The organism is Enterococcus phoeniculicola ATCC BAA-412 (assembly GCF_000407505.1).
Taxonomy (GTDB): domain Bacteria; phylum Bacillota; class Bacilli; order Lactobacillales; family Enterococcaceae; genus Enterococcus_K; species Enterococcus_K phoeniculicola.
In genome coordinates this window covers 775,632-797,371 of sequence record NZ_ASWE01000002.1, presented here as the reverse complement: position 1 = coordinate 797,371, position 21,740 = coordinate 775,632, and the positions used below count along the sequence as shown (strand labels likewise).

Annotated in this window: 17 protein-coding genes; 12 read left to right on the top strand and 5 right to left on the bottom strand. The window is 35.1% G+C overall.

Translation table 11 applies throughout. The features are described from left to right. Nucleotides 1-7: 7 nt before the first annotated feature. Both pfkB and I589_RS10420 read right to left on the bottom strand, forming a co-directional pair. Nucleotides 8-928 (bottom strand): 1-phosphofructokinase, encoded by a 921-nt coding sequence (pfkB, locus tag I589_RS10425; protein WP_010767474.1) that lies wholly within the window; start codon nt 926-928, stop codon nt 8-10. Then, a complete protein-coding gene (locus tag I589_RS10420; RefSeq protein WP_010767475.1) occupies nt 929-1,678 on the bottom strand; it encodes a DeoR/GlpR family DNA-binding transcription regulator in 750 nt (249 codons plus the stop codon). Nucleotides 1,679-1,964: 286 nt separating this feature from the next. Here I589_RS10420 and pcrA point away from each other — a divergent pair, with 286 nt between their 5' ends. From pcrA to I589_RS18705, 8 genes are all read left to right on the top strand, one after another. Next, nucleotides 1,965-4,205: a DNA helicase PcrA gene (gene pcrA / locus I589_RS10415; protein WP_010767476.1), complete on the top strand. Its 2,241-nt coding sequence runs from the start codon at nt 1,965-1,967 to the stop codon at nt 4,203-4,205. Between the two features lie 15 nt (nt 4,206-4,220). Continuing rightward, nucleotides 4,221-6,251: an NAD-dependent DNA ligase LigA gene (gene ligA / locus I589_RS10410; protein ID WP_010767477.1), complete on the top strand. Its 2,031-nt coding sequence runs from the start codon at nt 4,221-4,223 to the stop codon at nt 6,249-6,251. A 144-nt stretch (nt 6,252-6,395) separates the two neighbouring features. Beyond that, nucleotides 6,396-6,701: an Asp-tRNA(Asn)/Glu-tRNA(Gln) amidotransferase subunit GatC gene (gene gatC, locus I589_RS10405; RefSeq protein ID WP_010767478.1), complete on the top strand. Its 306-nt coding sequence runs from the start codon at nt 6,396-6,398 to the stop codon at nt 6,699-6,701. After that, entirely contained in the window at nt 6,701-8,170 is a 1,470-nt protein-coding gene (gene gatA, locus I589_RS10400; protein ID WP_010767479.1) for an Asp-tRNA(Asn)/Glu-tRNA(Gln) amidotransferase subunit GatA, read from the top strand. The genes gatC and gatA overlap by 1 nt, the downstream gene beginning before the upstream one ends. Next, nucleotides 8,170-9,600 carry an Asp-tRNA(Asn)/Glu-tRNA(Gln) amidotransferase subunit GatB gene (gatB, locus tag I589_RS10395; protein ID WP_010767480.1) on the top strand — a complete coding sequence of 477 codons (1,431 nt, stop codon included), beginning with the start codon at nt 8,170-8,172 and terminating at the stop codon, nt 9,598-9,600. Before gatA ends, gatB begins: the two co-directional genes overlap by 1 nt. 11 nt (nt 9,601-9,611) lie before the next feature. Further along, a complete protein-coding gene (locus I589_RS10390) occupies nt 9,612-10,646 on the top strand; it encodes a diacylglycerol kinase (protein ID WP_010767481.1) in 1,035 nt (344 codons plus the stop codon). A 165-nt stretch (nt 10,647-10,811) separates the two neighbouring features. Beyond that, complete coding sequence (gene rlmD / locus I589_RS10385) at nt 10,812-12,188, top strand: 23S rRNA (uracil(1939)-C(5))-methyltransferase RlmD (RefSeq protein ID WP_010767482.1); 1,377 nt, start codon at nt 10,812-10,814, stop codon at nt 12,186-12,188. Between the two features lie 288 nt (nt 12,189-12,476). Further along, on the top strand, nt 12,477-12,605 hold the full coding sequence (locus I589_RS18705) for a hypothetical protein (protein WP_010767483.1): 129 nt from the start codon (nt 12,477-12,479) through the stop codon (nt 12,603-12,605). A 147-nt stretch (nt 12,606-12,752) separates the two neighbouring features. On the opposite strand, the gene I589_RS10375 is transcribed toward I589_RS18705, so the two are convergent. Genes I589_RS10375 through I589_RS10365 form a run of 3 tightly spaced genes read right to left on the bottom strand, consistent with a single transcriptional unit; the run spans nt 12,753 to nt 16,712 of the window. After that, nucleotides 12,753-14,279 carry a response regulator gene (locus I589_RS10375; protein ID WP_010767484.1) on the bottom strand — a complete coding sequence of 509 codons (1,527 nt, stop codon included), beginning with the start codon at nt 14,277-14,279 and terminating at the stop codon, nt 12,753-12,755. 14 nt (nt 14,280-14,293) lie between these two features. Then, nucleotides 14,294-16,024 (bottom strand): sensor histidine kinase, encoded by a 1,731-nt coding sequence (locus I589_RS17880; RefSeq protein WP_010767485.1) that lies wholly within the window; start codon nt 16,022-16,024, stop codon nt 14,294-14,296. Nucleotides 16,025-16,043: 19 nt separating this feature from the next. Beyond that, nucleotides 16,044-16,712: a DUF624 domain-containing protein gene (locus I589_RS10365; RefSeq protein ID WP_010767486.1), complete on the bottom strand. Its 669-nt coding sequence runs from the start codon at nt 16,710-16,712 to the stop codon at nt 16,044-16,046. Nucleotides 16,713-16,899: 187 nt separating this feature from the next. Between I589_RS10365 and I589_RS10360 the strand changes: the two genes are divergently transcribed. The 4 genes from I589_RS10360 to I589_RS10345 all read left to right on the top strand — a co-directional run bounded on the left by I589_RS10360 (nt 16,900) and on the right by I589_RS10345 (nt 21,739). After that, entirely contained in the window at nt 16,900-17,871 is a 972-nt protein-coding gene (locus tag I589_RS10360) for an ABC transporter permease (RefSeq protein ID WP_010767487.1), read from the top strand. Between the two features lie 17 nt (nt 17,872-17,888). Next, nucleotides 17,889-18,812 (top strand): carbohydrate ABC transporter permease, encoded by a 924-nt coding sequence (locus I589_RS10355; RefSeq protein WP_010767488.1) that lies wholly within the window; start codon nt 17,889-17,891, stop codon nt 18,810-18,812. A gap of 57 nt (nt 18,813-18,869) precedes the next feature. Beyond that, complete coding sequence (locus I589_RS10350; protein ID WP_010767489.1) at nt 18,870-20,306, top strand: ABC transporter substrate-binding protein; 1,437 nt, start codon at nt 18,870-18,872, stop codon at nt 20,304-20,306. Nucleotides 20,307-20,398: 92 nt separating this feature from the next. Further along, nucleotides 20,399-21,739 (top strand): alpha-L-fucosidase, encoded by a 1,341-nt coding sequence (locus I589_RS10345; protein ID WP_010767490.1) that lies wholly within the window; start codon nt 20,399-20,401, stop codon nt 21,737-21,739. Nucleotide 21,740: the final 1 nt, after the last annotated feature.

Below are 21,740 nucleotides of genomic sequence, written 5' to 3'. Positions count from 1 at the left end.
AAACCTCCTAAAATGATTGTAGTTGGGTAATTGTGACTTCCGACAGCAATTCATCAATTCGTTCTTTTGAAGCTAAATCATCTGAAAAAGCAGTAGCACTTCCACATGCAACCCCCCATTTAAACGCTTCAATAGGATTTTTAGTCTCTTCGTATATACCGATAAATCCTGCAATCATGGAATCACCAGCACCAACAGAATTTTTCAAGGGACGTTTTAACACATTGGATTGATAAACACCCTGAGGAGTGAACAAGAGGGCACCATCGCCAGCCATTGAAATAATTGCATGTTGTGCACCTGACTCAAGAAGCTTTCTGCCATATGGAATAATTTCTTCAATTGAAGAAAATTTCGTATGATAGAGTTCTGCTAACTCATGGTTATTTGGTTTTACTAAAAGTGGATGATGACAGAGGGCATGAAGTAAATCCTCTCCGGTTGTATCTATCACAAATTCTGCCTCTTTGACGTCAATTTGATGAATCAGCTCTTGATAAAATCCTTTAGGTAAACTAGCGGGCGTGCTTCCTGAAAGAATTACGATGTCTCCTTTTTTTATTTCAGAAAGAGTCGCTTTTAATGAAGCAATTTCTTCTTCGGAAATAACTGGACCTAACCCGTTGATTTCAGTTTCTGTGTCTGACTTTAACTTGATGTTAATTCGTGTATCACCGTTTGTTTGTGTAAATTGACTCCGTATTTCTTCATTGCTTAACCAGTTAGAAATATAGGTACCAGTAAAACCGCCTAGAAAACCAAGTGCCACTGATTGTTTGTCGATTCGTTTTAATATGCGAGACACATTAATTCCTTTTCCGCCAGGTAACTTTAAATCCTCATCCATTCGATTTAACGCCCCAAGTGTTAAATCTGTTACACGGACAATATAATCAATAGAGGGGTTTAACGTCATTGTATAAATCATTTATAATGCCTCCTTCACTGTTGTGATTGATTGAAAATCTTCTAAATAAGCTGCATCACAGTTATCTGTAATAATTGTTGCCTCTTTAAGTGAAGCAACTTTAGTAAATGTCACTTTATTAAATTTTGTATGGTCAATTAGAACGAATGCTTCTTCTGCATTCGCAATAGCTAGTTTCTTTAGCGCTGCTTCTTCAAGGTCAGGAGTGGAGTAGCCAAATTCTAAGTGAGCGCCATTCATTCCCATAAATACCTTATTAAACCTAAGCTGAGAGAGCTGTTGAATACTTGTTGAACCTAAAACTGCTTCTGTTGCTAATTTAATTGCACCCCCTAAAATAACTGTAGGGAGTTGAAGCTCTACAAGTTTTGATGCGTGTTGAACAGAATTGGTGACAACGGTAATTGATTTATTTTTTAAAAGGGGAATCATTTCAAGAGTAGTAGAACCTGCATCTAAATAAATAATATCTCCGTCATCAATTTCATTGACGGCTAATGTGGCAATTTGTTTTTTCTCTTGAATGTTTTTGAATGTTTTTTCGCTCATTGTTTGTTCATATGAAAGTTTTTGACTTTTTTTTGCACCGCCGTGAATTCTTTCAAGTAACCCTTCATCCTCTAATTCCTGTAAATCTCTTCGGATTGTTGATTCAGAAACATCGAATGAGAGCATTAATTCTTGAGACTTAACAATTGAATGTTGCTCTAAAAGTTGTAATATTCGTTGTTTTCGTTCGTCTGTAAGCATTTTCTACGCCTCCTCACAAGAATAGTAGCATAGTCTGAATTTCTACGCAATCAAAAACATCCAAAAACGTTCATAAATGAATATAAAACGTCAAATACATTCAAAAAGTAAGAATTGAGTAAATAATTGAAAGAAAATTCTCCTCACAAAAAATAAGGAAGAATATTTCTACTGTGAGAAAAAAATTGAGAAAAAGTATTTTAAAAAGTTTTAAAGGATAGTAGTTTTATGCCTCTGCCTAAAATGGTATAATTGAACAGATTGATTGAAAGAAAGGATGTTGTTGATGTCATCCAGAGATGATTTACTAAAAGGGATGAATCCTCGTCAAAAAGAGGCTGTCCTCCATACAGAAGGCCCGTTGTTATTAATGGCTGGAGCAGGAAGTGGAAAAACACGTGTATTGACTCATAGAATTGCTTATTTAATAGAAGAAAAAGAGGTCAATCCGTGGAATATTCTTGCCATTACATTTACCAATAAAGCCGCTAGAGAAATGAAGGAGCGTGTAACCAATATCCTTGGAATTGGCGGACAAGATGTCTGGGTTTCAACATTTCACTCAATGTGTGTGAGAATTTTACGAAGAGATGTGGATTTCATTGGCTATAACAAGAATTTTACTATTTTAGATTCTTCAGAGCAGCTTTCTTTAATGAAGAGAGTTTTGAAAGAATTAAATTTAGATCCAAAGAAATATGATCCTAGAGGCATGTTGAGTATTGTCTCTCAAGCAAAGAATAATTTGCAAACACCAAAGCAATATGCACAGCTTCAAGGTAATTATTTTGAAGAGGTTGCTGGAAAATGTTACGACCTTTATCAAAAAGAGCTTCGAAGAAATCAGTGTATGGACTTTGATGATTTAATCATGAATACAATTCGTCTGTTTGAAGAACATCCGGATTCATTAACCTATTATCAAAATAAGTTCCACTACATTCATGTAGATGAATATCAAGATACGAACCATGCACAATATACACTTGTTAATTTACTGGCAGAACGCTTCAAAAATCTTTGTGTTGTCGGAGATGCTGATCAAAGTATTTACGGTTGGCGTGGGGCTGACATGCAAAATATTCTCGACTTTGAAAAAGATTACCCAGATGCTGCAGTAATCTTGCTTGAGCAAAATTATCGTTCGACAAAAAATATTCTTTCTGCAGCGAATCAAGTGATCGAAAACAATGGTAATCGTCGAAAGAAAAAACTTTGGACGGATAATGAGGAGGGTGAAAAAATCACCTATTTTCGTGCGGATAATGAACGAGGGGAAACAAATTTTGTTGTTTCAGAAATGCAAAAATTAATTCAAGAAGAGAAGTTGAAATATGGTGATTTTGCTGTTCTCTACAGAACTAATGCTCAATCTCGTGTAATGGAAGATACCTTACTAAAATCCAACATTCCTTATAAAATGATTGGCGGTCACAAGTTCTATGACCGAAAAGAAATTAAAGATATTTTGGCGTATTTAAATGTGATAGCTAATCCTAGCGACTCCATCAGTTTTGAGCGTGTTATTAATTCACCAAAGAGAGGGATTGGACCTGGTTCTGTTGAGAAGCTTAGAAACTTTTCTCAAATGCATGACTGGTCTCTTTTAGAAGCTTCACAAAATATTGAACTAGCAAATATTTCTGGAAAAGCAGGAAAAGAAATTGGAAACTTTGGGGTGATGATTGATCAATTAAGTCAGATGGTGCCTTATCTTACAATCACAGAATTAACAAAAGAGCTGATTGATAAAAGCGGGTATGAAGATGACTTGAAAGTTCAGAACACCTTAGAATCCCAAGCAAGATTAGAAAACTTAGAAGAATTTTTGACGGTGACGCAAGAATTTGATAAGCGCTATGCAAAACAGACTGAGGATGAAGCAGATGCACCGGAAGAAAAACTGACCGTCTTTCTAAACGATTTAGCTTTGGTATCTGACATTGATAATCTAGAAGAAGATGCTTCACAGGTGACCTTGATGACCCTTCATGCTGCAAAAGGATTAGAGTTTCCAGTCGTTTTCCTCATCGGTCTGGAAGAAGGCGTGTTCCCTCTGTCTAGAGCGTTGATGGAAGAAAATGAATTAGAGGAAGAACGTCGCTTAGCTTATGTAGGAATTACAAGGGCAGAACAAATTCTTTATCTGTCTAATGCATTTTCCCGTACTCTTTATGGTCGAACACAGTATAATCGACCTTCTCGATTTGTGGAAGAAATTCAAGAAAACTTACTTGAAACAAGAGGGATGGCAGCACCACAAAAGAAACCTACGCAGACCTTTGATCCAAAGGTGTTCAAGCCAGCCTATAAGCAGCCTTCTGTAAAATCTGTTTCCAGTAAGGTTTCTACTGGTGGAGAAACTGGTGGCTGGCAAGCAGGAGATAAAGTGAAGCATAAAAAATGGGGAACGGGAACCGTTGTTCGTGTAGGTGGTACCGCTCAAGATATGGAGTTAGATATTGCGTTTCCTGAACAAGGAGTGAAACGTTTATTAGCTGCGTTTGCGCCGATTGAGAAACTATAACTAGGAGGAAATCAAATGAGTCATTTATTGACACAAGAAGAAGCAACTGCTCGAGCACAAGAGCTTAGAAAAACGCTAAACCGTTATGCTTTTGAATATTATGTCAAAGATCAGCCTTCTGTAGAAGATTATATATATGACAAACTTTATACAGAGCTTGTCCAAATTGAAGAACAATACCCTGAGTTAATTATGAGCGATTCTCCTACCCAGCGTGTGGGTGGAAAAGTTATCGAAGGATTTGAAAAAGCCGTACATGATATTCCTTTATATAGTTTAAATGATGTTTTTAGTAAAGAAGAGTTGATTCAATTTGACCAGCGTGTTCAAAAAACGGTTGGACATCCAGTTAGTTACTGTTGTGAATTGAAAATTGACGGTTTATCTATTTCTTTACGATATGAAAATGGTTTGTTTGTTAGAGGAGCAACACGTGGAGATGGAAGTGTTGGAGAAAATATTACGGAAAATCTAAAAACAGTTAATTCGATTCCCTTACGTTTAAATGAAGATATTTCTGTAGAAGTTCGTGGGGAATGCTATATGCCAAAAGCTTCATTCGTAAAACTCAATCAAGAGCGGGAAGAAGCTGGCCAGGATGTATTTGCAAACCCAAGAAATGCAGCTGCTGGTAGTTTACGACAGCTAGATACAAAAGTAACTGCACAACGAAAATTAGATACGTTTTTATATACTGTAGCCGATTTTGGTCCAATGACCTCAAAAACGCAGTATGATGCTTTAAACGAGTTATCAGAAATTGGCTTTCGAACAAATCCTGAAAAACGATTATGTAACACTGTTGATGAGGTTTGGGCATTTATCCAAGAGTATCATGATAAACGTGCAGAACTTCCTTACGAAATTGATGGAATTGTTATCAAAGTGAACGATTTTGATATTCAGGAGTCACTAGGATTCACGGTAAAAGCGCCTCGATGGGCTGCTGCCTATAAGTTTCCTCCTGAAGAAGCACAGACTGTGATAGAGGATATTGAGTGGACAATTGGTCGAACAGGGGTGATTACCCCCACTGCAGTAATGACCCCTGTGAGAGTTGCAGGAACAACTGTTAGTCGAGCAAGTCTTCACAATGCAGATTATATTCGCATGAAAGACATTCGTTTGAATGACACAGTGACTATTTATAAAGCAGGAGACATTATTCCAGAGGTTGCACAGGTTATTTTAGAGAAGCGGGCAAAAGAAAGCGAAGCTTATCAGATGCCAACCCACTGTCCTGTTTGCGACAGTGAACTTGTTCATTTAGATGAAGAAGTTGCTCTGCGATGCATTAATCCAAAATGTCCTGCGCAGATAAAAGAAGGGCTGAACCATTTTGTTTCTAGAAATGCTATGAATATTGATGGTCTTGGACCACGTGTACTTGCTCAAATGTATGATAAACACTTGGTTAGCGATGTAGCAGATTTATATAAGCTGACTGAAGAGCAGCTGTTGACACTAGACAAAATTAAAGAAAAAGCTGCAGGCAATATATTGACAGCTATTTCTGCCAGTAAAGATAATTCAGTCGAACGTTTGATCTTCGGCTTGGGCATTCGTCATGTAGGAGCAAAAGCTGCAAAAATTTTAGCAGAGCATTTTGGGGATTTATATGCAATAAGTCAAGCTGATTTTGAAACAATTGTCTCTTTGGATACGCTTGGTGATATTATTGCTAATAGTGTAGTGACCTATTTTGAGAATGAAGAAGTTCATCAGCTGATGGCAGAGTTACAATCAGCTGGGGTAAATCTTACTTATAAAGGCGTGCGGACTTCTGATTTGGAAAAAATTGATTCACCATTTAAAGATAAAACAATTGTACTTACTGGTAAACTTACTCAGTTTAATCGTGAAGAAGCCAAAGAAACGATCGAGTCTCTAGGCGGAAAAGTTACAGGAAGTGTCTCTAAAAAAACTGATATTGTTGTTGCAGGAGAAGAAGCGGGAAGTAAATTAACAAAAGCACAATCTCTTGGTATTACGATTTGGAACGAACAGCAAATGGCTGATGCATTAAAAGACAGTCATAAAAATTAAAGCAAAAAAGAAGGAATCATCCATATGTTTGCTGTTTTTGTCTATTTTTATGAGAAGTTTCATGAAAGTATTTTAAAATTTATCTGAACCTATGGTAAAATAAGAACAAAATGTCTATTAAGTGAGAAGAAAGAAGGGGTATGAATGGCGATTAGTGAAGAAGAAGTAAAGCACGTTGCCAAGCTATCAAAGCTTGATTTTAAACAAGAAGAGCTTGAAAGCTTTACAGATCAATTAGGAAAAATTATTGATATGGTTGAATTATTAGAGGAAGTTGATACTGAAGGTGTTGATTTCACTTCAAATGTGATAGAAACAATTAATGTGATGCGCCAAGATCGTGCACAACCAGGATGGAATCGCGATGAGCTGATGCGAAATGTTCCTGAAACAGAAGACGGCTTTATCAAAGTGCCTGCAATTATCGATGAAGGAGAGGCTGGTGCATAATGGAAAAATTATATGATAAATCACTTGTTGACTTGCATGATTTACTTGTTTCAAAAGAAATCACAGCACAAGATTTAACTCGTTCTACCTTTGAACGCATTAAAGAAACTGAGCCAAAAGTTGATGCATTTTTACAACTAAACGAAGAAAAAGCAATGAGCTTAGCAAAAGCAATTGATGAAAAAGGAATCACAGAAGAAAATGTTTTAGCTGGAATTCCAATTGGGATTAAAGACAACATTGTGACCAAAGATTTACGGACGACTGCTGCATCAAAAATTTTATATAATTTTGATCCTATTTATGATGCAACCGTTATGGACAAGGTTTATCAGTCAGATTTAATTCCTGTTGGAAAGCTAAACATGGATGAATTTGCAATGGGTGGAAGTACTGAGAACTCTGCATTTAAAAAGACCAAAAATGCTTGGGATCATACCAAAGTTCCTGGAGGATCGTCTGGAGGGTCAGCAGCAGCTGTTGCCGCAGGACAAGTGCCTGTTTCTTTGGGAAGCGATACAGGCGGAAGTATCCGTCAGCCGGCTTCATTTAATGGAATCGTTGGAATGAAGCCAACTTATGGTCGTGTTTCACGATTTGGCTTGATTGCATTTGCCTCTTCATTAGATCAAATTGGTCCAATGACAAGAACGGTAAAAGACAATGCTTTAGCTCTAACAGCTATCAGCGGCTATGACGAAAAAGATGGTACTTCAGCAGGTGTTTCTGTTCCTAATTTTGCAGAAGGACTTACAGGAGACATCAAAGGGATGAAAATTGCTTTGCCAAAAGAATATTTAGGTGAAGGAATTGCTCCAGGTGTACAAGAAGCTATCCTTAAAGCAGCAGAAATATTCCGTGCATTAGGTGCAACGGTAGAGGAAGTCAGCTTACCACATTCAAAATATGGTGTAGCTGTTTATTACATTATTGCCTCTTCAGAAGCAAGTTCAAACTTGCAGCGATTTGATGGTATTCGTTACGGCTATCGTTCAGAAAATGCCAAAAATTTAGATGATATTTATGTTCAATCAAGAACAGAAGGATTTGGTATGGAAGTAAAACGCCGAATCATGTTAGGAACATTTTCTCTAAGTTCAGGCTACTATGATGCGTATTTCAAAAAAGCTGGTCAAGTTCGTACGTTAATTAAACAAGACTTTGACAAAGTATTTAATCAGTATGATTTAATCATAGGTCCATCTTCACCAACAGTTGCTTTTGGAATCGGTGAAAATATTAATGATCCAATTACTATGTACAAGAGTGATATTCTGACGATTCCTGTGAATTTAGCAGGGCTTCCAGGTATGTCTATTCCTGGCGGATTTTCAGAAGGGTTACCGGTAGGCTTGCAGCTAATTGGAAATCATTTTGATGAATCAACAATGTACAAAGCCGCTTATGCATTTGAACAAGCGACAGATTTCCACGAGAAAAAACCAGTGATTTTAGGAGGGAATGCCTAATGAACTTCGAAACAGTAATCGGACTTGAAGTCCACGTGGAGTTAAAGACAAACTCAAAAATCTTTTCTCCTGCGCCGGCTCATTTTGGTGCAGAGCCCAATAGTAATACAAACATCATCGACTGGGGCTATCCGGGTGTATTACCTGTCATGAATAAGACTGCGTTAGAATTTGGAATGAAGGCAGCACTTGCTTTGAATTGCGAAATCTCTAAAGACACACATTTTGACAGAAAAAACTATTTTTATCCGGATAATCCAAAAGCTTATCAAATCTCTCAATTTGATCAACCCATTGGACATGATGGCTGGATTGAAATTGAAGTAGAAGGTAAAAAGAAGAAAATTAGAATCGAACGCGTTCATTTAGAAGAAGATGCAGGAAAAAATATGCATGGGATTGGCGGCTATTCTTACGTGGATTTAAACCGTCAAGGGACACCTTTAATTGAAATTGTTTCTGAGGCAGACATGCGTTCACCAGAAGAAGCGTATGCTTATCTAGAAGCGTTACGTTCAATTATCCAATTTACTGAAGTCAGCGATGTTAAAATGGAAGAAGGCTCTATGCGTTGTGATGCCAATATTTCATTACGTCCTTATGGTCAAGAAGAATTTGGAACAAAAGCAGAACTGAAAAATCTTAACTCAATGAGCTTTGTAAAAAAAGGATTAGCGTATGAAGAAAAACGTCAAGCGAAAGTTCTTCTTTCTGGTGGAGAAATTCAACAAGAAACACGTCGATTTGACGAAACAACTAATCAAACATTGTTAATGCGTGTAAAAGAAGGCTCAAGTGATTATCGTTATTTCCCAGAGCCTGATATTCCAAAATTTGTAATTGATGATGAATGGATTGAAAAAATCCGTGAAACATTGCCGGAAATGCCAAAATCTCGTCGTGAACGTTATGTAAAAGAATTTGGCTTACCTGAATATGATGCAATGGTACTAACGCTAACTAAAGAAATGTCTGATTTCTTTGAAGAGACCCTTGAAAATGATGCTGATCCCAAACAAGTATCTAACTGGTTGATGGGTGAGGTTTCAGCTTATCTAAACAGTGAAAAACTTGAACTTGGAGAAACGAAGCTTACTCCAAGCAATCTGTCAGGGATGATTCATTTAATTGCTGATGGAACGATTAGTTCAAAAATTGCGAAAAAAGTTTTCCGTGAATTAATCATTAATGGTGGAGATGCTAAACAAGTAGTAGAAGAAAAAGGACTTGTTCAATTATCTGATCCAGCGCAATTATTGCCAATCATTAATGAAGTGTTGGATAACAATCAGCAATCTGTTGACGACTTCAAGAATGGGAAAGATCGTGCGGTAGGATTTTTGGTAGGACAACTCATGAAAGCGACAAAAGGGCAAGCGAATCCTGGTGTTGTGAATAAACTGTTGCAAGAAGAATTGGCAAAACGTTAAGAGGGCATAACATGAAAAAAGCACGTGTCATATATAATCCTACTTCAGGAAAAGAAGTAGTCAAAAAAAGCTTAGCAGATATACTTTCTGTTTTAGAAGAAGCTGGTTATGAAACGAGTACCTACGCTACGACACCAGAACCAAACTCTGCACGAAACGAAGCAAGACGTGTGGGAGAATTAGGATTTGATTTAGTTGTTGCCGCGGGTGGTGATGGAACGATTAATGAGGTGGTTAATGGAATTGCTTCATTAGAAAAACGACCAAAGATGGCTATTATCCCCGCAGGGACAACAAATGATTATGCTCGGGCATTAAAAATTCCTAGAGATAATATTAAAGCCGCCGCTGAAGTAATCAAAAAAAATCAGTCAGTAAAAATGGATATTGGTAAAACTGGTGAAAATTATTTTATCAATATTGCTGCAGGTGGTTATTTAACTGAATTAACTTATGATGTTCCTTCAGAATTAAAAAGTATTTTTGGTTACTTGGCTTATTTAGCTAAGGGAGCAGAGATGCTGCCTCGAGTTAAACCAATTAAAATGCATTTGAAATATGATGATGGAGAATATGATGGCAATGCCTCTATGTTTTTCCTTGGGTTAACCAACTCTGTTGGAGGCTTTGAACAAATTGTTCCTGATGCAAAACTTGATGATGGAAAATTTTCATTAATTATTGTAAAAACAGCAAACTTGTTTGAAATCCTGCATATTGCTGCATTAATGTTAAATGGGGGCAAACATATTGACGATCCTCGATTAATTTATACAAAAACGAGCAAGCTTTATGCTGAAACAACAGATAGTGATAAACGAATGATGATTAATCTTGATGGGGAATATGGTGGTGATGCACCAATGACTTTTGAGAATCTTCATCAGCATATTGAATTTTTTGCAAACACAGATAAAATTCCTGATGATGCAATTACTGGTGAAACAGAAGAAGAAGTGGAATTAGAATATGTTGGGAAAGAATTTGTCAAACAAGTGGAGAAACTAACCGACCAAGATATTAATGGTGATGGTGAAAATGGCTAGTTTTTCCAATTAGTATAAGATAGAGAGAATCTGAGCGTAGAATTAGGAGAACACGTATAGAGGGATCCTACGGGCGTTCAGATTTTCTTTTTCATGAGTTTTCCTTGCTTTTTAAGGAAACATTCATTAGAATAATGAGAGCAAATTTGCTTAAAGGAGTACAAAATGAAAGATTATCCAGTAAAAAAGAATCAGCGCATTATCGTTTCAATTATTGATTTAACTCATGAAGGAATGGGTGTAGCAAAAGTAGATGGGTACCCATTATTTATTGAAAACAGTCTTCCTGGCGAAGAAGTAGAGGTCTTAGTGGTGAAAGTTGGCAATAAATTTGGCTTTGCTAAAGTTGAAAAATGGTTAACAGAAAGTCCTGACCGCCAGCCAATCGAACATATTGATTTATTACGTACAGGAATCGCGCCATTAAGTCATCTAAGTTATGAAAAACAATTAGAGTTTAAGCAAGAGCAAGTTCAAAATGTCATGAAGAAAATTGCAAAGATGCCAGAGGTTCCTGTTTATGAGACACTAGGAATGGATGAACCCTCAGGCTATAGAAATAAAGCGCAAATTCCTGTTAGACGAGTCGCTGGAGAATTGACTACTGGATTTTATCGTAAAAACAGTCATCAAATTATTCCTATTGAAGACTTCTATATTCAAGACCCTGACATTGATAAAGCGATTGTGACTATCCGAAATATTTTACGTCGATTTGATGTTCGTGCGTATGATGAAGAAAGCCATAAGGGAATGCTCAGACATATCATCGTTCGTAGAGGACACTATACTCATGAAATAATGGTTATTCTAGTGACTAGAAAAGAAAAGTTCTTTAAAGGAGAACTAATCGCAGAAACTATCAATAAAGAAATTCCAGAGGTTGTTTCTGTTATCCAAAATATCAATGAAGAAAAAACTAATGTGATTCTCGGCAAGGAAAATCGAGTGCTCTTTGGTAAAGATCACATGGTTGATCAACTTCTAGGACATACATTTAGAATTTCTCCTCAATCATTCTACCAAGTAAATACGCCTCAAGCAGAAGTTCTTTATCAAACTGCGATTGATTTTGCAGATTTAAAGAAATCAGATGTTGTTATTGATGCCTACTCTGGGATTGGAACCATTGGTATTTCATTAGCAGATAAGGTGAAGGATGTATACGGTGTTGAAGTAACTCCTGAAGCGATTATCGATGCCCAAATTAATGCAGAAAAAAATCATGTTGAAAATGCTCATTATCAAACAGGCAAAGCGGAAGTAGTCATGAAAAAATGGCATGAACGTGGGATAAAACCAACTGTTATTATTGTTGACCCTCCACGTAAGGGATTGGCAGAAAGCTTTATACAATCAGCAGCGGAAATGTCTCCTGAGAAAGTCGTTTATATTTCTTGTAACCCAGCTACTCTTGCCCGCGATGTAAAACTGTTTCAAGAGTTAGGGTACAAAACTGAGAAGGTTCAGCCAGTCGATTTGTTCCCACAAAGCTATCATGTTGAGACCGTAACATTGTTGACAAAAATAGAAAATAACTAATATAGCTGAACTATTTGAAGATTTTTCGGGCCAAAATGCTGAGAGGTCTTTAATCAAAAAATGACGGTGCTATCGATTGTCTTATTGGGAATTAGCAATTAGATAATTCTTCATCCATACTATGACAAGCAAATTTGGTTCGTCTACTTATTCGCTTTACCCTAGAACAATTTATGTGAAAAATAATGCTGTCTTTTTGACCATAAAAAGTATGGCAAAATGAACAGTCGCATTTCCTTAGTGCTTACAGATTCTGGTGTGAGATTAATGGGGAGTAAAGGAGAACAAATGAATTCAAAAGAAAAAATGTTAGAAATTATTAAGAAAAAACAAGGTGGCGGAAGAGTCAAACAAATGGAAACACCTAAAAATGACCGCAAAAATATGAGAAAAGGTCCTAAAATTTATATAAAATAGTGAGCAGGAGATGAGTTTCCCCTCACTCAACACGTAGTGTAGATGGGTTACTTCTGTTCCAACCTTTATCAAGAGTTTACGAGGGTGGGGTATAACTTAATTAGTTATATCCCCCTTCATTTTTTTTGCCAATTAATATAAAAAATTTCAGTTTTTATAGATAAATTTATTGGAACGAATTTTATTAGGAGTTATGCCATAATCTTTTTTATAGAGACGATAAAAATAACTAACATCATCATAACCAAAAGATTTTGCAATATCACTAATTTTATTTGTTGAATGGATAATCAATTCATTCGCTTGTTTCATTCGTTGGTGATGGCAATATTGGTTGAATCCCATGCCAATCTCTTTTTGAAATAATTGTCCTAGATATGCCGAGTTCATATTGAATTTATCTGCTAAAATTTTTAGTGAATGATGAATACTCAAATCACTATTTACTAATTTTAGAATTTGCTGAATAACAGGAGAATAATTTTGTTCATTATTTTTTAGTTTATCCATTAGCTCTTGTATACGTTCGTATAAAAAAGTAAAGATTCGACTAGTTGTCTTTTGTTCTGTTATACAGGTCATCAGATAGCGAAGAGCACTAATCTCATCTGTATCTGCTAATCCAAACTCTGCAGAGATTCGATGTATCATTAAACCAATTCCTATGGTAATATTTTGAATCGCTAATGGTTCCAGAGAAGCCTCCATGAGTTCATTTTGTAGATGCTGAAATTTTTCATAGATCGTTTGATTATCTCCTTCTATAATTAGTTTTGATAAAGTGTCTTGAGTAATCATTTCTTCAGAAAAAATATGATTTTTATTCACATCAGCTTCACTGATACACTGACCAAAGCCAAATACAAGGCTATAGGACTGCAATGTTTTTGCTTGTAAGAACGAAGTATGAATTTCTTCTATCTTATGAACAGTATGGCCGAAAGTAACAAATAAATCTGAAAAATAAATAAAGCTGTGTAGTTGTTGTTTAATTTCATCTTCAGAAATACATGAGGAATCATAAATTAAGACAATCTCATCAGCGGTTAACTTGATTAATTCAAACGCAGAAAATTTAAAGTTTAATTGACGAATAAGCGCATTTTTTTCTTCAATAGTTGGCGGATCACTGAATGTTAAATAAACAACGGACACTTGATTCCAAGACTGATAGGGTAAGAGTAATTCTCCCCATTTTTGATAATCATCAGAGGATAAATTTTGTAGTAATAATCTGCGCAAAAAATTATCTTTAAATATTTCACGTTCATTTTCAGTCCATAATTGATTTTTCGTTCTTTCATTTTTAATCTTAGAAATCGTTACTAAAACAGTCTCTACTAATTCATTTCGACTAATAGGTTTTATCAAATAATTTTCGATGCCTAATAAAATTCCTTCTTTGGCATACTCAAAATCATCATAACTACTTATAATAATGGATTTAAATGGAATATTTGTTTCCTTTAACTTTCCAATTAGCTCTAAACCACTCACTTCAGGCATACGAATATCAGAAAGAACAATAGAAGGACGTAAATCATAAAATAGACGAGTTGCTTCTTTTGCAGAGGTAGCCGTCACAATCGACTCTATTTCTTTTATTTCCTGCAACAGAATCTGTTTTATTCCTTTAAGAATTAATTTTTCATCATCTACAATTAATATATCCACTTAATTTTCCCCCTTTATTTTTTTGGAATTCTTAGAAAGACAGTTACTCCACCCCAGTCATTTCTACTTATTTCTACTCCATACTCCTCTCCAAAAAGTTCCTTAATTCGATAATTAACATTCAATAGGCCCATTGAATCACTTGATTCAATCGCGTTATTCATTAATTGTTGTTGAATAAAAACGAGCTGCTTTTTGGGAATTCCTTTCCCATTATCTTTAATTGAAATAAGGATGTCATCATTTTTTTGTTCGCAGGTGATTTCTATAAAATTATTGTCTGAAGTCGAATCAATTCCATGAACCACATAGTTTTCGATTAAAGGTTGGATGGAAAGTTTTTCAATCATAGCTTCTTCCAAGCCTTCTTCAATCGAAATATCGTAAAAAAGAGTATCTTCAAAACGTAGCTCGAAAAGACGCAGATAAGAGTCGCAAAAGCTTAATTCCTCACTCAATGAAATCAGCTCTTTTCCTTTAATCATATTTTTGTATAAACGAGAAGTATTGTAGAGCATTTCTGCTACAGAATCATCGCCATTAATAATTGCCTTCATACGAATCGACTCAAGAGTGTTATAGAGAAAGTGAGGATTTATTTGCGAGCGCAATGTTTTCATTTGATAGTTTTTTTGTTTAATTTCACTTACATATACATCGTCTATGTATCGTTTCAACTGATTGGCCATCTCATCTAATCCATTTTGAATTAACCCAAATTCATCTGTTCTGTTAGGCTCATTTTCTTTAGCTGTAAAAGAAAAGTTTCCTTGTTGAATCGCCGTCATTTTTTGTGAAATCAAAAAAATTTTTCCTTCTAAATTTCTCAAGTGGTGAACAATTACTGGAAAAGAAACAAGAATAATTAAAATAGCGATAAGCATGAAATAAAAATAGAGGTGAATAATAGACCTCCAGATTTTTTTTGCATTATATTTACTTGTTACTTGATAAGTTGAGGAGAGATTCTCATGTTGTACTTCAGTTAACGATGTTTTTGCGTGCTGAAAATCGTTTAATGTGTGATATAGAGGATGATTCTCTTCAGTTAAGAAAAGCTCTCCAGCAGAATCTACATTTTTTTTCGTTAGTTCATCATAGATAGGTTGATTATCGAAAACATAATATATATCTGCCACATTATCTAGTGTTGTAGGATTATTCAGTGTTTTATGAAAAGATAACAATGCATCTTCATTTTTCTGTAAAACCAGTGAAGTAATTTCTTTTGTAGTTAAAATTTTATCTGGAAGTTTCTTTTCATATCGTGTTAGAAAATCAGAACCTTTATTTGAGAAAATAGTGAGTGTCTCAGTCTTTTTATCATAGAGTATAATATCAGAAAAATTAGGATAGGAATAAAATATTTTTTTTATAAAGCTAAGCGTTCCAAAGTAATTAGAAGACTCACTATTCATGTAGCGATCCGTTTTATATTCAAAGTACTCTGTATAATTTAGCTTAAGAAAATTGTTTAAATCATCTAAATCTGGTTGTTGAATAAAAAGTTCATTCGTAAGTGTATCTACAATATTTTGTTCTTTTATTATCTCTGTTTTGAGAGTTACATAATTATTTGCTAAAATATTCTTTTTTTCTTGTTTGATATTTAAGACATAAGAATGGAAAACAAAAAAAAGAATGGTGACAACACCGATAATAATGAATAAATATTGCTGGAAAATTCGTCGAAATGCATTAATTTTAAAAATATTTAATTTCTCAAGAGTTTGTTGAAACGTCATTTTTGTCAGTCCTTCACGGTCATTTGCTCTTTGCTATTCTATCAGTTAATGCCGAATAATTAAAACTACTATACAAATAAGCAAACAAGCTAAATGAAAAGAATACAAGAGAAGCGGGCAGCTCATTTAGCATAAGTAGCATAAATAAAAAATAACCAATTGTTAAGAGAATTAACAGCGGTTTTGAAAAATAAAGAATGAAGCCATTTTGAACAACCGCACGAATTGGGTTTTTAAATAAAGAAATCTCCATACAAAAAATGGGATACAGCCCCATCCCAACAAATCGAATAATAAAATAAAAGGGGGAAAGAAGACTCAATTTTGGAAATAGAGCATAAATCGTCGTATCAAAGCTTAGTAAGAAAAAAAGACTGTGAATAAAAAATAAAGGAATCAGCTCCTTAGAATAAGCTTGTTTGTAAGAATGAAGAAACAGCTTGTATACAGATTCTTCAGGCGTATCAATAAGTGAAAATGTACAGCGAAATAAAGCAACTGAAGCAGGAGCAACAGGCAAGCTAAATAAAAAAAATAATAGAGAATAAGAATGGATCCGTTCAATCCCCGCAAATAAAAGGAGGCAGACTACTGGGAAACTTGCCAGTAAAAAAATGACATTTAAAAGAATTAAACGAATAATTAATTGAGTCACTGAATGGAAACTAGTAGGAACTATTTTTTTCATTGTATAGAAATCCTTTCTTTTAGATAGCGCTTACTTACAATATAAATGACTTCAAATTAATTGTCTATGCATTCCATACAGAAGACGAATGTAACTATAATTCATACAATAAATGTGAAATTTTACCAATTGAGGAAGCGTTTTCTATTCTGTATGCTTATTACATGAAGACGAGGAGGCAGAGATTATGGAGATAAGTTCTGAAGAAAAAAAAGGAAGAAATGAAGGGAAAATAAAAAGGAAATGGCGCCGCTTTCTTAAAAACAAAGAGCTGTTTATTTTATCAGCCCCGGGAATTATTTGGTTTGCACTATTCTCTTATTTGCCTATGTTTGCAATTTTTGTTGCATTTAAACGATTCCGCTTACATGGAAATTTTTTTGAAAGCTTTATGCAGAGCGAATGGGTTGGATTAGATAATTTTAATTTTTTATTTAAAAGTGGAGATGCTTCGTTAATCATTCGAAACACAGTGGGTTATAATGTGATTTTTATTTTAATGGGTATTATTATTCCTCTGGCAATGGCTCTTATGTTAAATGAAATATTCAGCAAGCAATTATCCAAACTTTATCAAAGTGTATTATTTATTCCCTATTTTTTATCAATGGTTGTAGTCAGCTATATTGTTTTTGCTTTCTTAGATCCGACAGGTGGGTATGTAAATGGACTATTAAAAACGATTGGAGTAAAACCTATCCAATTTTACATGGAGCCAAAATATTGGCCGTTTATTTTAACATTAGTCTCAATCTGGAAAACAATGGGATACAATATGATTATTTATTTAGCAGCTATTTGCGGATTTGACAAGTCGTATTATGAAGCTGCAATGTTGGATGGTGCATCAAAATGGCAGCAAATTAAGCACATTACTTTACCAATGCTGCGACCTGTTATCGTGATTCTTTTAATTTTAGCAGTGGGGGGCATTTTCCGATCAGATTTTGGACTTTTTTATCAAGTGCCAAAAGATTCTGGTGCTCTTATTCCTGTTACTCAAACGGTTGACACGTATATTTATCGAGGACTAGCAACGATGGGAGATATCGGGTTATCTGCAGCAGGAGGGCTACTTCAGTCTGTTGTCGGGTTTATCCTAGTACTCATTACAAATGGTATCGTGAAGAAGATTGATAAAGGGCAAAGTCTATTTTAGATAGGAGGAATGTTATTTTGGAAGAAAAAAAACAAGTCACATTAGGTGAATCATTAAATAGATTTGGTCGAGTAAGCAAGGGCTCAAATGTATTTTTAACGATTTTGTTAGGGATTGTTGCTTTATTAAGTGTCATTCCTTTTATCTTAGTCATCATTATTTCGTTTACAGATTCAGAAACAATTCAAAAAACTGGATATCAATTTATTCCAGATAAGTGGAGCCTGGATGCTTACAAAATGATTTTTGAAGATGGGGCAGTCTTTAAATCTTTTGGGACAACGATTTTCGTTACTGTTGTCGGGACAATTATCGGTGTTTTTCTAATGTCTACATTTGCCTATACGCTTTCACGTAAAAAATATGCTTACCGTGGATTTTTGTCCAAGTATTCTATTATTCCAATGCTTTTTAGCGGTGGGATAATAGGAAACTATATTGTTATTGTAAATATACTTGGACTTAGAAACTCCGTATGGTCGCTAATTTTACCTCTATGTATGAGTACTTTTTCCATTATGATTCTTCGAACATTTTATCAGATGTCAGTTCCAGAAGCATTAATTGAATCTGCTTACATGGATGGGGCAAGTGAATGGACAATCTATTTCAAAATTATCCTTCCATTGTCGCTACCAGGGCTTGCGACTATTGCCTTGTTCTTAACATTAGGATACTGGAATGACTGGTTTAGCGCACTTTTATATATCGATAGTAATAAAATTGTTCCTTTGCAGTATCTTCTTATGAAAATGGAAACAAATATCGAATTTATTGCAAATAATGCTGGAAAAATGGGGATGACTGCGAATAATTCTCTTCCGACAGAAACCATAAAAATGGCAGTAGTTGTCTTATCTACTGCACCTATCCTTATTGCTTATCCTTTTTTCCAAAAATATTTTATTGGTGGATTAACGATTGGCGCAGTAAAAGAATAGTTTAGGGTAAAATAGATGAGAAAAACTCATCTAATAAAAATATAGGAGGATTTATTTATGTTTAAAGGTAAAAAAATGTTAGGAATTGCCATTCTTGCTTTATTAACTATTTTTGTTTCAGGATGTGGAAATAAAAAAGAGGACACGAAAGATTCTGACACAGTTAATTTGACCTGGTATATGACCGGGATCCCTCAAAAAGATATTGAAAAAGTGAATGATGCAGTGAATGAGTATACAAAGGAGAAATATGGACTTACAGTAACGCTGAATCAAATTGATTGGGGAGAGTACGATCAAAAGATGAGCGCCCTTGTAAATGCAGGTGAATCTTTTGACCTAGCCTTTACAGCATCATGGCTAGGTGGCTTTAACTACCTGACAAATGCAAGAAAAGGTGGATTTTTAGACATTACAGAATATTTAAATGGTGACAATAAAAGCTTAAAAAGCTCCTTAGATGAGAAATTTTGGCAAGGTGCAGAAATAGATGGAAAGATTTATGTTGTTCCAACGCAAAAAGAAATTGCCGCAACCGAATTTTTTGTATTTAATAAAGAATTAGTCGATAAATATAAGGTACCGTATGAAGACATAAAAACGTATGATGATTTAGAACCTTGGTTGAAAAAAATCAAAGAGGAAGAAGGAATCTTCCCTTGGTATATGTCAGAAGGCTATAAAAATCCTTATGAATTTGATGAATTAAACACGTCTGTTGGTATAAATTTAGAGGGAGATCAAGACAAGATTACCGACTATTATTTTGAAAAACCTTATGAAGAACGAGTTACTAAAGTACGTGAATTCATGAAAGAGGGCTATATCAATGAAAATGCCGCTTTAGCAAAACAAACTGATATCGTTGGAAAAGATTGGTTCGTTACGTCAACAGTAATGGGGCCATTGGATACAGCGACCGTAAAAGACCAAGTGAAAAAAGAGGTTGTTGTCACTCAAATGACTGATTCTATCGTAACAAATGCTTCTGCTGTCGGATCTGGAACCGTTGTTGGTGCAAATTCTAAACATCCAAAAGAAGCAATGAAGCTTCTGGAAGCAGTAAATACAGATCCAGTCTTGATGAATCTATTAGCCTACGGGATTGAAGGAACTCATTATGAAAAAACTGGCGATGACACAATTAAATGGTTGGATGCTCACAGTAATTACACGACACCTTATTATATGTTTGGAAGCTACTTCAATCTTTACCACGCAGAGGGTGCACCAACTGATGAATGGGAAACATTGAAAGAATACAATGCTTCTGCGACTCCTTCCCCAGCATTAGGATTTAATTTTGATACAACTAGCGTATCTACACAAATTGCGGCATTAAATAATGTTCAGGAAGAATTTAAGAATTTAATTAATACAGGTTCGGTTGATCCAGAAGAAAATCTTGCAAAAATGAAGAAAAAAATGGAAGCAGCCGGTCTTGATGAAGTGATAAACGAAATGCAAACACAGTATGATGAGTGGAAAAAATAAAATAAATGGATGAATTTTGTGAGAAATCTGAAATAATGCTGAGTAATTAAGCAGCTCAGATTTCTCACTTTTTTTATAAAAAGGAGAAACTAATGACAATTCGTGGCGATATTGAAACAAATAAAGGATTTGATGAGGATACAACCATTGGAATAACCGAAGGCTTGAGAAAAAAATTAGAAGCATTTCAAGATATGAAATTAGGGGTTATTTTCCATTGGGGACTTTATGCAGAAGCAGGGATTGTCGAATCATGGCAGCTATCAGCAGAAGATGATTGGGCAAGAAAGAAACCATGGAGAAAAGACCTAAATACATTGAGAAAGGACTATTGGAATCTGTGTTATTCATTTAATCCAGTGAAGTTCCAGCCAGATGACTGGGCAAAAAAGTGCAAAGATGCTGGATTCAAATATATGTTATTTACAACAAAGCATCATGATGGCTTTTCTATGTATGACACTCAACTATCAGATTATAAAATTACATCTAAACGTTTTCCATTCCATGAAAATTCAAAAAGCGATGTACTAAAAGAAACGTTTGAAGCCTTCAGAAAAGAAGGAATGGCAGTGGGTGCTTATTATTCAAAAGCAGATTGGCATTCTCCTTATTATTGGGTTCCCGGTCAAGTTCCTGTGGGTAGGTATACAAGCTACGATCCGCAAGAAGACCCAATTATGTGGCAACGCTTTGTTCATTTTGTTCACGGACAATTGACAGAAATTATGTCGAACTATGGAGAAGTTGATATTTTATGGCTAGATGCTGGATGGGTTGGACCACAAACTGGAGAAGATCTCAAAATGGCAGAGCTTGCTGAAAAGCTAAGACGTCTTCAGAAGGATTTAATCATGGTGGATCGAACAATTGGTGGTGCATATGAAAATTATGTTACGCCAGAACGTGCAGTTCCTGAGACTCCACCAAAAAAAGTTTGGGAAAGTAATATTCCTCTAGCAAACAACTGGGGATATGTTCCAAATGACCACTATAAGTCTCTAAAAGAAATTATTCATTTGCTCGTTAATGTGGTAACAAAAGGAGGGAACTTAATTCTTGGTGTGGGTCCTAAACCAGATGGTACTTTACCAGCAGAAGCAGAGTCTTTGTTATCGGGATTAGGTAGTTGGCTAGATAGTTACGGAGAGGGAATCTATGGAACGCGCCCGATAATTAATGCTGTAAATAAAAAATGGAAGCTCACAAAAAAAGACCAAACTGTTTTTGCGTATCATTTATTAGAGGAGGATACATCTTCTATTTTTCTCGATGTAACTACACTTGGTCTTAATATGGATAGAATTGAAGAAATTTCAGTATTATCTTGCCAAGATACTCTCACTTCTTTTGAAAATGACTTATATAAAATTGAAACCACTGAAAAAGATGCGATTGGGATTCGAATCAATTTAGCAAAAGAAAATAAGTGAA

Coding starts and splice junctions, on each gene's coding strand:
- pfkB (WP_010767474.1), bottom strand. CDS start 928: ATGATTTATACAATGACGTTAAACCCCTCTATTGATTATATTGTCCGT.
- I589_RS10420 (WP_010767475.1), bottom strand. CDS start 1,678: ATGCTTACAGACGAACGAAAACAACGAATATTACAACTTTTAGAGCAA.
- pcrA (WP_010767476.1), top strand. CDS start 1,965: ATGTCATCCAGAGATGATTTACTAAAAGGGATGAATCCTCGTCAAAAA.
- ligA (WP_010767477.1), top strand. CDS start 4,221: ATGAGTCATTTATTGACACAAGAAGAAGCAACTGCTCGAGCACAAGAG.
- gatC (WP_010767478.1), top strand. CDS start 6,396: ATGGCGATTAGTGAAGAAGAAGTAAAGCACGTTGCCAAGCTATCAAAG.
- gatA (WP_010767479.1), top strand. CDS start 6,701: ATGGAAAAATTATATGATAAATCACTTGTTGACTTGCATGATTTACTT.
- gatB (WP_010767480.1), top strand. CDS start 8,170: ATGAACTTCGAAACAGTAATCGGACTTGAAGTCCACGTGGAGTTAAAG.
- I589_RS10390 (WP_010767481.1), top strand. CDS start 9,612: ATGAAAAAAGCACGTGTCATATATAATCCTACTTCAGGAAAAGAAGTA.
- rlmD (WP_010767482.1), top strand. CDS start 10,812: ATGAAAGATTATCCAGTAAAAAAGAATCAGCGCATTATCGTTTCAATT.
- I589_RS18705 (WP_010767483.1), top strand. CDS start 12,477: ATGAATTCAAAAGAAAAAATGTTAGAAATTATTAAGAAAAAACAAGGT.
- I589_RS17880 (WP_010767485.1), bottom strand. CDS start 16,024: ATGACGTTTCAACAAACTCTTGAGAAATTAAATATTTTTAAAATTAAT.
- I589_RS10365 (WP_010767486.1), bottom strand. CDS start 16,712: ATGAAAAAAATAGTTCCTACTAGTTTCCATTCAGTGACTCAATTAATT.
- I589_RS10360 (WP_010767487.1), top strand. CDS start 16,900: ATGGAGATAAGTTCTGAAGAAAAAAAAGGAAGAAATGAAGGGAAAATA.
- I589_RS10350 (WP_010767489.1), top strand. CDS start 18,870: ATGTTTAAAGGTAAAAAAATGTTAGGAATTGCCATTCTTGCTTTATTA.
- I589_RS10345 (WP_010767490.1), top strand. CDS start 20,399: ATGACAATTCGTGGCGATATTGAAACAAATAAAGGATTTGATGAGGAT.